The sequence below is a fragment of the Bacillus sp. ISL-7 genome (assembly GCF_018613065.1).
In genome coordinates, this window is sequence record NZ_JAGGQW010000037.1 from 17,226 (window position 1) to 30,489 (window position 13,264).

Sequence of the window (13,264 nt, forward strand, 5' to 3'; positions counted from 1 at the left end):
CAATTAATAACGTTGCAAAAATATTCTTGTGATAAAATATATATATTCTAAAAAAACGCTTGATTATAATCCCAAAAGACAGAGGTATCCCAATGAAGAACATGAATAACAAAGAAATACAAACATGGCTCGATAGCAAAAAACTCCCATTATTAGAAAAACTCAAATCATTAGATGAAGTATTTTGGGTGAATCCTAACCTTGAAAATTCTCAGCAAGGGATTGAAAAATCTCCGCTGACTGTAGAGGAGATTAAAGATGCGGAAGAAAGATTGAATCGTTTTGCTCCCTATCTCGCTATGGTTTTCCCGGAAACCAAAGCAGCCAATGGGATTATTGAATCTCCATTAGTGAGCATACCATCTATGCAGCAAAAATTAGCCCAGGATTACGGACAGCCTATCTTAGGTGATTTATTACTAAAGTGTGATAGTCACCTGCCAATCTCTGGGTCAATTAAAGCGCGAGGCGGTATTTATGAAATACTCAAACATGCAGAAGAATTGGCTCTTTCACAACAATTGCTTACCCTCCAAGATGATTATTCGATTCTAGCAAGTGAAAAATTCCGATCCTTCTTTTCCCTTTATTCTATTGCCGTCGGTTCTACTGGAAATTTAGGGCTAAGTATTGGTATCATAAGTGCTAAATTAGGGTTTAAGGTAACAGTTCATATGTCCGCGGACGCAAAACAATGGAAAAAGGACTTGCTTCGAAGCAAAAATGTGCAGGTAATTGAATATGAAGCCGATTACAGCAAAGCTGTCGAGCAAGGACGAATCCAAGCAAAAGCAGATCCTAGTTGTTATTTCGTGGATGATGAAAATTCAAGTGATTTATTTTTAGGATACGCCGTGGCCGCCTCCCGGTTGAAAAAGCAGTTGGAACAGTTAGAAATCACAGTTGATGAAAACCACCCTTTATTCGTTTACCTGCCATGTGGGGTTGGCGGTGGTCCAGGAGGCGTAGCATTTGGATTGAAGCAATTGTTTAAAGATAACGTCCACTGTTTCTTTGCTGAACCCACCCATTCTCCTTGTATGTTACTCGGATTAATGACGGGATTACATGATCAAATTTCTGTTCAGGATATCGGAATTGACAATGTCACCGATGCAGATGGACTTGCTGTCGGTAGACCCTCGGGATTTGTCGGCAAAATTATTGATCCTTTCTTAAGTGGAAGTTATACAATAAGCGACGAACAATTATACAAATTGCTCAAGGATCTTGTCGATACTGAAGAAATTCATTTAGAGCCTTCTGCACTCGCAGGGATGATTGGACCGGTTTTCTTATGTAGAGAGGGAAATGATTACTTACGGAACCATCATTTATTGGATAAAATGAGCAATGCTGCACATATCATTTGGGCAACTGGTGGAAGCATGGTTCCTGCAGAAATGATGGCAGAATATTATCAAAAAAGATCATTATAATTGAGAAAAACATTATTTATTTCAATGATGGTTTCTTTTGTTATATTTATTCTTTTTTCACCTGTTTTTATTCGACTAATTTTATATTTACACCCAATCGTTTTAATAGTGGTCCTGTTCTGTATTGTTTGGTTGGTCTTATGGTTGCTTTTATTTATCCGGAAAGAAACGATCAATCTTCCCTACCCACTCTTTTTGGGAGGGTTAACTCTCTACACGGTTGCACTTGTGATATTGTTATTTTTCCGTCCAAACGAGCAAAGCTATCACTCAATGAATCTTGTCCCCTTTTCCACCGTTGCATTTTATTTGTCAGGAAAAGTGAACTGGTTAATTTCCTTTTATAATCTAGCTGCTAATATTGGTTTGTTTCTTCCATATGGCCTATTCCTTAGGTGTAAACAGTTTTCTCAATGGAAGGCATTATTTATTGCTTCATTGATGATTGCATGCATTGAGGTTTTGCAATTTGTTTCCCATCGTGGGAGCTTGGACATAGACGATTTGATTTTAAATTTACTTGGAATTTATCTAGGCTGCGTTCTCTTTCCTTTGGTTAAACAAGTGGTGAATATCCCGAATATTAAAGGACCCATCGATAGATGAGTCCTTTAGTATCATTTATTATCAAGCGGCAAATACGAGTAATAGCCATAAATACAAGCTAATTAGCGTGAAAATTAGGGTTAGAGGTATGACAACAATGGTCACTTTTATATATTCCATCCAAGTTATTTTAATCTTATTAGTCTTTAAAATATGCATCCAAAGTAGTGTTGCAAGAGTTCCGATTGGGAGGATCAGAGACCCAATATCACTGCCAATGATGTTTGATAAGTAAACGGTTTTCGTTAATAGGGGTTCTAGTCCCATATCCGTCAAGGCTAAGGTTGAAATCATTAAGGCTGGATGGTTGTTAAAGATATTTGAAAGAAATGCTGTTATGACACCCATGGTTAAACTAGCATGAATCAGACTATCATTAACGATTGGTTTTAGATAGCTTATAAGAAGATTCGATAATCCAATATTGTGTAAACCATAGATGATGACATACATACAAAAGGCGAATATTAAAATATGCCACGGAATTTTACCGACCACATCTTTTGGATTTACCTTTAGGTGAATCCATCTCCATAAAAGCAAGATAACCGAACCAGACACAGCTACCAACGAGACTGAGATGCCAATAAAGGATGCGACGAAAAGGCTAATCCGTACAAGGAATACAAAGATGAGCATATTGATCATGAGTTTCTTTTGTTGATTGAATAAAGTTTCCGAGTCTTGTTGTAATGGATGATATGGACGGTTTTTATGCAGTGGAATGGAGTAGGAATGGAAGCGGATTTCTTTCGGAATATCTTTCTTAAAAACTAGGAATAATAGATAGGATAAAAATAGTAATCCCAGAACCCCAGGAACAAACATCATTTCCGTTTGGAGATACAAATCCATTCCTATTATTTTCAAGGCTATTAGATTAACGATGTTACTAACACCTATTGGAGCACTTGAAGCAGTCGCAATTAACGCACCACTTAAGAGAAACGGTATCTTTTGCCTGTTTTTTAACTTTAGATTATTTAAAATTAAGATCAGGATTGGTGTAGTAATTAAGATACTTCCATCGTTATTAAAAAATAGTGTCATTAAAAAGCAGAGTATTAAAGTATTCCAATATAATCGAATACCCGAACCCTTCGATATTTTCAACATTAACGCAGCTGTCCAGCTAAAAAAACCGAAACTTTCAAGTACGATGGCCATAACAATTGTGGCGATAATGGTAATTGCAGCCCCCGTAACTTTTGAACTTATATCTAATAAATCCCCAGTCGAAACGCTTCCACTTACAAAAACAATAATGGCCCCTATTGCAGCTGGGATTGCTTCATTCATATTTTTTGGACGGATAAAGATCAGGACCATTGTTAGAATAAAAGCAAAGATGGTAATGATTACCGTCGATTGATGATACATATAAATTAATTTACTCCCTTCACAAAAAATTCGTTCATTATTTTCCCTTTATTTCCTTATTGTCCCTTGCTTTATAGTACGTCCCAATGTGAAGGCTTGTTCTAAACGAATGTCTCGTCTTTTCATAAATCAGCATGTAACTAGAAGTATTTTCAATATTTCTACTAGTTTTTTACCTATATTTTTATATATAAACGAATAACACACATGCATTTTAATAGGTTTATGTAACAAGGAATGAACAAAAAAACCGATACTTTTGAAAGTATCGGTTGCTACTGTTAGTGTTTTTTTCCTTTTGGACCTTTTTTACCCTGGCTACCGTGGCTGCCGCTACTACCGCTGCTTCCTTTGCTGCCACTGCTACCGCTACTACCGCTACTACCGCTGCTTCCCTTGCTGCCACTGCTACCGTGACTGCCACTGCTTCCGCTACCTGAGCTACCTGAGCTTCCTTTTTTTCCTTTAGGTCCTTTAGGACGAGGTTTTTTGACGCTTCCGTGGCTACCGCTGCCTGAGCTTCCACTACCTGAGCTTCCACTACCTGAGCTTCCACTGCCCGAGCTGCCGCTACCTGAACTACCGCTGCCTAAGCTTCCACTGCCCTTGCTACCGCTGCCTGAGCTTCCACTGCCTGAGCTGCCGCTACCTGAACTACCGCTACCTGTGCTTCCACTGCCTGAGCTTCCACTGCCTGAGCTACCGCTGCCTGAGCTTCCGCTGCCTGAGCTTCCGCTACCTGAGCTACCGCTGCCTGAGATTCCACTGCCCGAGCTTCCACTGCCTGAGCTTCCGCTGCCTGAGCTACCGCTGCCTGAGCTGCCGCTACCTGAGCTACCACTGCCGCTACTTCCCTTGCTACCTTTCTTACCTTTTGGACCTTTCTTACCTTTAGGACCTTTTGGTTTTTTTCCGCTTCCGTGACTGCCGCTGCTTCCACTACCAGAGCTTCCACTGCCTTTGCTACCTGAGCTACCTGAGCTACCTGAGCTACCTGAGCTGCCTGAGCTACATGAGCTACATGAACTTCCGCTACCTGAGCTTCCGCATCCGCTACTACCACTGCCTGAGCTTCCACTGCCTGAACTTCCGCTTCCGCTTTTGCCTGAACTTCCACTTCCACTTCCACTGCCTGAGCTTCCACTGCTTCCGCTGCTACCCTTGCTACCTTTAGGGCCTTTATGTCCTTTAGGGCCTTTTGGTTTTTTTCCGCTACCAGAGCTACCGCTGCTTCCGCTACCAGAGCTACTGCTGCTTCCGCTACCAGAGCTACCGCTTCCGCTTTTGCCAGAGCTACCACTGCCGCTTTTGCCACTGCCAGAGCTTCCACTGCTGCTTTTGCTGCTACCGCTTTTACCACTGCCAGTAGATCCTGAACTGTCTGAACTTGACTTATTGTTACCTCCTTTTTTACCAACAGGATTATTATCTAGAAACCCAACTACACCATTTTCTTTAGCTTGTGAAAGTAATTGTTCAATATTAAGCTTTAGTACCATTATTCCACCACTTTCATAACAAATTTTTCTTTTCTATTTCAATTTATGATGATTTTATCTATTTGACATAGACAATCATATATTTTTAACCCATATTTTTTAGAGTTTCTATACACAACCACCCAAGAGAATGCATATATCTAAAAAAAATGTTATTTAGGAGAATTAAAGTGTTAAAATATGAAATTTTAATTAATCCGAAGTGGTTAAAAAAATTGGATAAAGACATTTGGAATGATGAATTAGTACCTGCAGTATTAAAGATAGGAGAAGATCGTTTTAATGTAAAAATTTCCTATCGAGGAAATGTAATAAGGGATAAGAAAAAAAAATCTTATCGAATTGTCTTTCAAAATCCGTACAAGGTCAATGGAGCACATGAAATTCATCTTAATGCGGAATTTTCAGATGTATCATTAAGTAGAAACAAATTATCGCTGGATTTTTTTGATCGAATCGGAGTCATATCTCCCCACTCTCGGCATGTGCTGCTGAATATCAATGGATACAGTAAGGGCATCTATTTAGAGATTGAATCTTTTGATCAATATCTTCTTGAAAAAAGAAAATTGCCTGATGGTCCGATTATTTATGCAACCAATAATCGAGCCAATTTCTCCTTATTAACTAAGAAAAAAGAAATAAAAAAACGATTAGACCAGGGATATACATTAAAATATGGTGATAAAGAAGATATCCTTGATTTAAAAAACTTTATCGCGATGATTAATGCCCTAAACAATCAAGATTTTGAAAAAAAAATCCCACATGTATTGGATGTCGAGAAATATTTCAGATGGGTCGCTGGAGCTGTTTGTGTCCAAAATTATGACGGGTTTATCCATAATTATGCATTATATAAAAATGGTAAAACCGGACTATATGAAATTACTCCTTGGGATTATGATGGGACATGGGGTAGAAACCTCCATGGCAGAAAACTGGTTTATGATTATGTACCATTAACAGGATTTAACACACTTTCAGCAAGACTTTTCCACTTTAAACACTTTAGAAAACAATATAAAGAAATACTTTCAAGTATTTTGGAAAACGACTTCACTCTGGATGTCCAAAAACCAATTATCAATGAATTATTTGATTATTTAAAACCACACATGAGTCTAGATCCCTTTATTAGTTCAAACCCAGCAACATTAGAACAAGAAAAAAAGGTTTATTTTAATTTTATTAAAAAAAGAAGCTCTTACCTTAAAGAAGAATTAGCATTATTCGTATAGATAAGAGGTATATGAATCTAATCATATCCCTTTTTTTTTGCCTATTTTTACCCAAAACAGGAAAAAAAGGCTACTTTATTAGTACAACATCACCCCGTGATACATATAGATGCAGTGTAAATGTTTATTTAATTTAAAGGAGGATAATTCTTTTATGGATAGAGAAATGATGGAACAATTTGTTGGAAAAACCATTAAGGTTGATCGCGGAGGTCCAGAATCAAGAAGTGGAAAATTACTGGCAGTATTTGAAGACTTCTTTGCCATCTTAACAGAACACGATGGAGTCGTATTTTATAAGACAAATCATGTCAGAAGTATCACAGAAAGTGCTAAAGATGATATGAAGTTTGGTTTGAAGGTCCCAGATAAACTTGATTTCAAAAAGGCCGAAAACTTTGTAAAGCTTTTAGGAAAAATAAGATTTCAATGGGTGAAAATTAATCGTGGCGGTCCTGAATCATTTGAAGGCGTACTAAGCGATGTAAACAAACATTTTGCTTCACTGATTGTTAAAGAAGAAGTTGTCCGTGTCTCGATGAAACACATTCGAAACATAAGCTACGGACTGAAAGTTGATAATTCATCCAATGAATCTAATGGTAATGACAACGACGATAAAGACGATGATAACAAAGATAACAGTAGTAAGAACAGCAGTAGTAAGAACAGCAGTAACAAGAACAAGGATAAATAAGATCACGAATAAAAATATTGTCGCTTCTCCACTAGAGGAGCGACTCATTATCTCTTTAAGGAGGATTAAACATGGGGATAGATAAATTTTCAGCTGCATTGGATTTATTAAAAGGCTTTAGTGTAAATCTTTATGTAGGTGAAGACGTATTTAAAGGAAAACTAATTGGTGTTGAGGCAGACCATGTAGTGCTCGAAACCGAAAATAAATACATTTTTTATTATAACATTGATAAAATTCAAGCAATCACAAAAAATACAAGAGAGTTTCAACCTGAGAAAACAACGGCAAAATTTCTAAAAACACAGAGTTTAACAGATTTACTCCTTTCCTTTCAACATACTTGGGTAACGATATTGACTATCAACAAACAAAGATTTACTGGTGTTTTAAGCGAAATTGATACAGACTTTGTTACTTTAATTAACGGTGATGAACGGATCATAATAAAATTAACACATGTGTCCAACATCCTCAAAGGTATTATTAAAGAAGAGGCTGTGAAGACGTCTTCATCAAATAAAAACGAAAATAATGATAATAAAAAAGAATCAAAGGATCGTTCATCTTCCTCCGGTGATAAGAAGGACTCAAAGAATCATTCATCTTCCTCCGGTGATAAGAAGGAGTCAAAGAATCATTCATCTTCCTCCGGTGATAAGAAGGACTCAAAGAATCATTCTTCCTCTTCCGGTGATAAAAAGGATTCAAAGAAACACTCTTCTTCTTCCGGTGATAAAAAGGACTCAAAGAATCATTCATCCTCTTCCGGTGATAAAAAGGATTCAAAGAATCACTCTTCTTCTTCCGGTGATAAAGAGGAATCGAAACAAAAAAATTCGAATAGTAAAGAAAAATCTGCTATGAAAAAAGAAGAGACCGTTAAAGAAGAAGTGTTTGAACCTAACAATACAATTGTTTGGTCACAACCAATAAAAATTGAAGCAACAATGATTAAAACCAGGGATGAGCTCGTTTCAAATAACTGTAAGATTAAGAAATCTCAAACAGACGAAAAGGAATCGTCCAAAAATTCCACTGAAATGAAAAAGTCAAATGATATGAGTACTAAAGATAAAAAGTGTGAAGAAGCTAAGTCGACCAAATCAATATCTAGCGAACAATCGAAGGAAATGAAACAAGTAAAAGAAGTAGTTTCTATACAAAAAACAGACAATCAGCCTGCTCCACCGTATAAATTACTACAGAATGAAACAAAATCAACAAAAACAAAAGAAGAAGCAGAGAAAGTAGTTAAATCAACAACTACACAAAACCAAGCAACTAAGAAAACAGAAGATTATAAACCAAATGATATGAACAATAATAGCAACAATCAGAATGTATGGAAACAAAAGGAGAAAGAGCAAAGAGTTCTTCGTTTTTCCGGTGAACCAGTTAATACTGACAGCAAAATACCATTCCCGTTTTCCGGATGGCCAAACAGAAACAATCGAACATCAAGATTGAATTAATGAAATCTCATCGTAATAGTGAAAATATATATAAGACCATTCCTTCATATTACCCCTGTTAAAATCCCCAAAAACCATACAAATATGAGTTGGGCATTCCTTATAATGTAAACATATTATAAGTAGTTAGTTAGTGATATCAGCCCTCCTCTATTTGTAAAATGGGATTACCTAGGAAAGGATGTGAAAATATGAAGATGAAAGAAAATATTGGAAAATATATCAGTCTTGAGATTTCGGGAAAGAAATTCATAAGTGGGGTACTGATTGATGTAGGCAGCGATTTATGGGTCGTTTTTAATGGATATGACTACCTTTACATCCCTGTTATTCATTGCCAAAATTGGCGGTATTTAAAACAAGATGAAATTAAAGAAATTGATGAAATTACACTTAATGACGAACCCACACCTATTTATAATAATAACGAAGAAATATCACTAAGAAAAACTCTGACAGCTGCTAAAGGTATTTTTACAGAAATATATGTAACAAGCAATCAAGCACTACATGGTTATATCATAAGTATTATGAATAATTATTTTGTTTTCTACTCGCCAATATACAAAACCATGTTTATATCTCTTAACCATTTAAAATGGTTAATTCCATACACAAATAATCAACGTCCATACGGTCTAAGCAACGCAAATCTTCCAGTAAATCCTAGCAATATCACCTTTGCCAGATCGTTTGAGGTTCAAATTGAAAAACTAACTGGAGAATTGATCGTCTTTAATATCGGGGAGAATGAAAATGTTATCGGAAAGGTAAAAGGGATTAAGGATAATTTCGTGGAATTAATCGGTGCAAAAGAAGATCCAGTCTTTATTAATCTTCAACATATTAAAACAATCCATATGACTTAACTGGTTTATTTTTTCTATAGCTTATTTGTAAACAAGCTTTTAAAACAAAAAACAGAGTGTCTAGAGACACTCTTTTTATTAGGTATTTTAAACTATTTTTCTTTTACATAAGCAGTTTCCGTTTTTCGGGTAAATGACAATAATTCAAAAGCAATTCCATAAAGGAAAGTAACAAGGAACATCGAACCAATCATGTCAAAAATGACATGCTGTTTAACAAATAGGGTTGAAATGATAATCAAAGTCCCGACAACATGGATACAAACATTGTTAATTAGATGTTTGTTTTTAATATGAAGTGAAGCAAGCATGATAACAAATGTGGTAAGTACATGGATACTCGGAAAACAATTAAACGGACGATCATTTGCATAAATCCACAAAACAAGATGATTAAAGATATTATTACCTTCAATAGTTGGTCTTGGGACGGTGGTTTGAAAAAAGAAATAAATAACAAAACAAATCAGTTCTGCTACAACAATTAAAATTAACGTTTTAAGGTATACTTTTGTGTCCTTAAAACAAAAGTAGATTAAATAACAAAAAATATAAGCATACCAAAGGATATATGGAATGATAAAGACCGACAAAAACGGTATCACTTGGTCAATTGACGTACTAATATCGATTGCTCTATGTGAACGGGAATTTAATAATTCATAAATTTTGGCTAGAAGAGGAATTACAAGCAAAAATAGTAAATAGGGAGCTTTTTTTATTAAACTTTTCAATCATATTCCTCCCTTAATATATAAAAACCTAATTTTCTAGTTTACTATACAGAAATAGTCGAACACACTCCATGGTACCACAAATACGGTAAAAATAAACGAAATATCCATACATCTCTCAAATTTTTTTGAAATTATGCTAAACTAAATTACAACACAAACTTAGTTGTGAAGGTGGTGGAATGGTGGATCGGATTATCTTGTTTGATGGGGTTTGCAATCTGTGTAACAACAGTGTGAAATTTATAATTAAAAGAGACACCTCGGGCTATTTTAAATTTGCCTCACTCCAAGGTGAGACTGGCCAAAGATTATTAAAAAAGCATAGCTTAAACTATGACCTAAATAGTTTCGTCCTAATTGAAAAGGAAAAGGTCTATATAAAATCAAGTGCTGCTCTTCGTGTTTGCAGTCAATTAGGCGGGGCTTGGCGCATATTTTCGATCTTCCGCTTCCTCCCTCCACTTTTCAGGGATTTTCTTTACGACATAGTTGCAAAGAATCGTTATAAATGGTTTGGAAAAGAAGAAAGTTGTATCCTCCCTTTGCCAAATTGGAAGCAGAGATTTTTGGACTAAGCGTGATTTGTTTAATACATCAATAACTGGTAAATGGTGGAAGATACTCTAATTCTAACTAATATTTTATTCCCTATAGCATAGATATTATTAATACTATTTTTTACTGCAGGAGGGTATTTATGGAGGTTGTCGTTAGAAAAGGAGATTCATTATGGCATTACAGCCAGATGTTTCATATAAATTTGCAGCTAATAATTGATTCGAACAGAAATGTCGATCATAATAATCTTTCTGAAGGCCAACGTGTACGATTACCAGGCTTTGCTGCCCAGGATTATCAGATTCGCCCTGGCGATACCTTATGGAGTATTGGTCAACGCAGATCTCTTCCTCTAGAGGCTATTACTTTGGTTAATCCTAACCTTGATGAAAAAAATCTAAATGTAGGTCTAACCATTAAGGTTCCAACTAGAATCACTTGGAGATTAGTGGATAGTGGCCAAAGTTATGATTACATTAAATTGATGAATGATATCAAGAGATTATTAGAGGTTTATCCGTTTATGCAGATACCTGTGATTGGTAAGTCTGTTCTTGGGAAAAAAATTCCAGAGATCGTCATCGGAACGGGTGAAAAAAGAGTTCATTATAATGGATCATTTCATGCCAATGAATGGATAACCACATCAATCATCATGACCTTTTTAAATGATTATTTATTAGCTCTGACAAATCATAATCTGATCCGAGGACTACCCATGTTTCCACTTTACCAACAAAGCATTTTATCTATTGTCCCAATGGTAAATCCAGATGGAGTAGACCTCGTTCTACATGGCCCCCCAGAAATCGAAAATTGGAATAAAAGAGTGGTTGATTTCAATAAGGGCAGTACAGATTTTACGGACTGGAAAGCTAATATTCGAGGGGTTGACCTAAATGACCAATTCCCGGCTAGATGGGAATTAGAAAAGGCAAGGAATCAGACTGAGCCTGGACCAAGAGATTTTGTCGGTGAAAAACCTTTATCAGAGCCTGAAGCAATGGCAATGGCAAAACTAATAAAAAAACGAAATTTTGTAAGAGTTCTAGCCTTTCATACACAAGGTGAGGTCATCTACTGGGGGTTTGAAAATCTTGAACCTCCTGAATCAGAGGACATTGTAAAAGAATTTAGCCGAGTAAGTGGTTACGAGCCCATCAAAACGATCGAGAGCTATGCCGGTTGCAAGGATTGGTTTATTCAAGATTGGAAACGACCAGGATTTACGATTGAACTCGGGCGAGGAATAAATCCACTTCCATTGTCACAATTTGATGAGATCTATCAAAAATCACTGGGAATTTTCTTGGCGGGACTTTATATGTAAAAAAGGAGGCCGAAAAACTCCTGCCTCCTTTCCCTCTGAATAAAATTAGGCTTTTGTATAATTAAGATCCCAAATCACACCAAAGGCATCCTTTACCTTCGCATATTTTGCTCCCCAAAAAGTATCTTGCAGCTCCATATAAACCGTTCCTTTTTGACTAAGAGTATCATATATCCCACGGATTTCATCTTCGCTTTCGAATTCCAGTGTTAATGAAATATTACTCCCTACTACGACAGAATTCCCCGGAAAGGCGTCTGAGGCCATTAGGAAAAGATCATCCTTTTTAAATTGAGCATGGATTACACGATCATGCGCCTCTGGCGGTGTCGGATAGTCTGCCTCACCATAGGTTTGAAGATTTGATATTTCGCCGCCGAATACTTCACGGTAGTACTCTAATGCCTCTTTTGCATTTCCATCGAACATTAAGTATGGTGTCGCTTGACCCTTCATTTATAACACTCCCTTTTGATTAACATCAATATTATTTACTACACTTACCGCAACAAGACCTGCTTTTCCTAAAAATTAATTTTTATTTCCTCCGACTTCTGATCCCTGATAAGATGCCTTATGAAACTTCTCAATTAACTTAAACAGTTCCTCACCCTTTTCAGGCAAGTTGGTGTCAGGCACCATGTTCAAAAACATAGCTCGGTAAGATTCGGGCACCCATTTGTAATCATGTATGTAATCAGTTAAGGTAAAACCGCACTTTTTCCAAAAACGATTCCTTGAAAGTGTCTCAGGCGTTTCTTCGGATTCAACTTCAATCAACAGACTTTTCATATTTCCTTTGGTCATTGACCATTCTTGAATATACTTCATCATTTTCATGCCTATCCCACGATGCTGCCATTTGTGGTGGACAGCCAAATAATCAATTAGCAGGGCCTGCGTTCCTTCCAACTTCCCGGTCAATGCCATCGCCACTATTTGACCTTCATCAACTCCTATATGTAGGAAACAAAGCTGTTTCTGAAACATATTCCGAATGATCTTCTCCGGCTTCGCTCCTTTCCCATCGAAAGCTTGATGGTAAATAGGACTCACCTGTTTCCAAAGTTTTTCATCCCATTGATTTATTGTTTGAAATTCCAAGGCAGTTTGCCTCCTACTTTTTTCTTTTATTACCAAAATACCCAGTAAGGAAGATTTTTATAAAAAAAAGGACCTTTGAAATAAAATCAAAGGTCCAAATGAGAACTTGGTGGTCTAGGCCAAGTCCTTAATTAGGAGGTCTAAACTCAGAAGAATTTAAACATCTTTATATTACCATTTTCAAAATTTTCTTTCAATCATTATTCCTTTAAAGTGTAAAAGTTTCTGCAATTTTATAAAAATAAAATTTTTCCTTGTTGACATACATGTATATACAAGTTAAAATGAAATCGTAATCATAACTTGTATATACAAGCAACGATCGTTTA

General features: G+C 36.3%; 14 protein-coding genes. 8 read left to right on the forward strand and 6 right to left on the reverse strand.

The annotated features are described in order from the left end of the window. Window positions 1-92 precede the first annotated feature (92 nt). A complete protein-coding gene (locus J7E66_RS14940) occupies window positions 93-1,439 on the forward strand; it encodes a D-serine ammonia-lyase (RefSeq protein ID WP_215001292.1) in 1,347 nt (448 codons plus the stop codon). After that, window positions 1,440-2,045 (forward strand): VanZ family protein, encoded by a 606-nt coding sequence (locus J7E66_RS14945; protein WP_215001294.1) that lies wholly within the window; start codon window positions 1,440-1,442, stop codon window positions 2,043-2,045. Between the two features lie 21 nt (window positions 2,046-2,066). Here the strand turns inward: J7E66_RS14945 and J7E66_RS14950 are convergent, their stop codons facing one another. The 3 genes from J7E66_RS14950 to J7E66_RS14960 form a co-directional block, all read right to left on the reverse strand. Further along, complete coding sequence (locus J7E66_RS14950; protein ID WP_215001296.1) at window positions 2,067-3,425, reverse strand: arsenic transporter; 1,359 nt, start codon at window positions 3,423-3,425, stop codon at window positions 2,067-2,069. 223 nt (window positions 3,426-3,648) lie between these two features. Further along, window positions 3,649-3,966 (reverse strand): hypothetical protein, encoded by a 318-nt coding sequence (locus tag J7E66_RS14955; RefSeq protein WP_215001298.1) that lies wholly within the window; start codon window positions 3,964-3,966, stop codon window positions 3,649-3,651. 48 nt (window positions 3,967-4,014) lie between these two features. Then, window positions 4,015-4,785 carry a hypothetical protein gene (locus J7E66_RS14960; protein ID WP_215001300.1) on the reverse strand — a complete coding sequence of 257 codons (771 nt, stop codon included), beginning with the start codon at window positions 4,783-4,785 and terminating at the stop codon, window positions 4,015-4,017. A gap of 309 nt (window positions 4,786-5,094) precedes the next feature. On the opposite strand from J7E66_RS14960, the gene J7E66_RS14965 reads away from it, so the two are divergent. The 4 genes from J7E66_RS14965 (at window position 5,095) to J7E66_RS14980 (ending at window position 9,206) form a co-directional block, all read left to right on the forward strand. After that, the gene (locus J7E66_RS14965) at window positions 5,095-6,165 is read left to right on the forward strand and encodes a CotH kinase family protein (protein WP_215001302.1); all 1,071 of its coding nucleotides are present in this window, start codon (window positions 5,095-5,097) and stop codon (window positions 6,163-6,165) included. A 154-nt stretch (window positions 6,166-6,319) separates the two neighbouring features. Beyond that, the gene (locus J7E66_RS14970) at window positions 6,320-6,862 is read left to right on the forward strand and encodes a hypothetical protein (protein WP_215001304.1); all 543 of its coding nucleotides are present in this window, start codon (window positions 6,320-6,322) and stop codon (window positions 6,860-6,862) included. A 71-nt stretch (window positions 6,863-6,933) separates the two neighbouring features. Next, complete coding sequence (locus tag J7E66_RS14975; protein ID WP_215001306.1) at window positions 6,934-8,337, forward strand: hypothetical protein; 1,404 nt, start codon at window positions 6,934-6,936, stop codon at window positions 8,335-8,337. A 191-nt stretch (window positions 8,338-8,528) separates the two neighbouring features. Beyond that, window positions 8,529-9,206, forward strand: coding sequence for a DUF2642 domain-containing protein (locus J7E66_RS14980; protein WP_215001307.1), 678 nt, complete (start codon window positions 8,529-8,531; stop codon window positions 9,204-9,206). Window positions 9,207-9,298: 92 nt separating this feature from the next. Here J7E66_RS14980 and J7E66_RS14985 read toward each other — a convergent pair whose 3' ends face one another. Continuing rightward, entirely contained in the window at window positions 9,299-9,940 is a 642-nt protein-coding gene (locus J7E66_RS14985; protein ID WP_215001309.1) for a phosphatase PAP2 family protein, read from the reverse strand. 182 nt (window positions 9,941-10,122) lie between these two features. Here J7E66_RS14985 and J7E66_RS14990 point away from each other — a divergent pair, with 182 nt between their 5' ends. Continuing rightward, a complete protein-coding gene (locus J7E66_RS14990) occupies window positions 10,123-10,518 on the forward strand; it encodes a thiol-disulfide oxidoreductase DCC family protein (protein WP_251032933.1) in 396 nt (131 codons plus the stop codon). A 122-nt stretch (window positions 10,519-10,640) separates the two neighbouring features. Continuing rightward, window positions 10,641-11,831, forward strand: a complete 1,191-nt coding sequence (locus tag J7E66_RS14995) for a M14 family metallopeptidase (RefSeq protein WP_215001311.1) — start codon at window positions 10,641-10,643, stop codon at window positions 11,829-11,831. Window positions 11,832-11,876: 45 nt separating this feature from the next. Here the strand turns inward: J7E66_RS14995 and J7E66_RS15000 are convergent, their stop codons facing one another. Beyond that, window positions 11,877-12,287, reverse strand: a complete 411-nt coding sequence (locus tag J7E66_RS15000) for a VOC family protein (protein WP_214717173.1) — start codon at window positions 12,285-12,287, stop codon at window positions 11,877-11,879. Between the two features lie 75 nt (window positions 12,288-12,362). Then, window positions 12,363-12,935: a GNAT family N-acetyltransferase gene (locus J7E66_RS15005; protein WP_215001313.1), complete on the reverse strand. Its 573-nt coding sequence runs from the start codon at window positions 12,933-12,935 to the stop codon at window positions 12,363-12,365. Window positions 12,936-13,264: the final 329 nt, after the last annotated feature.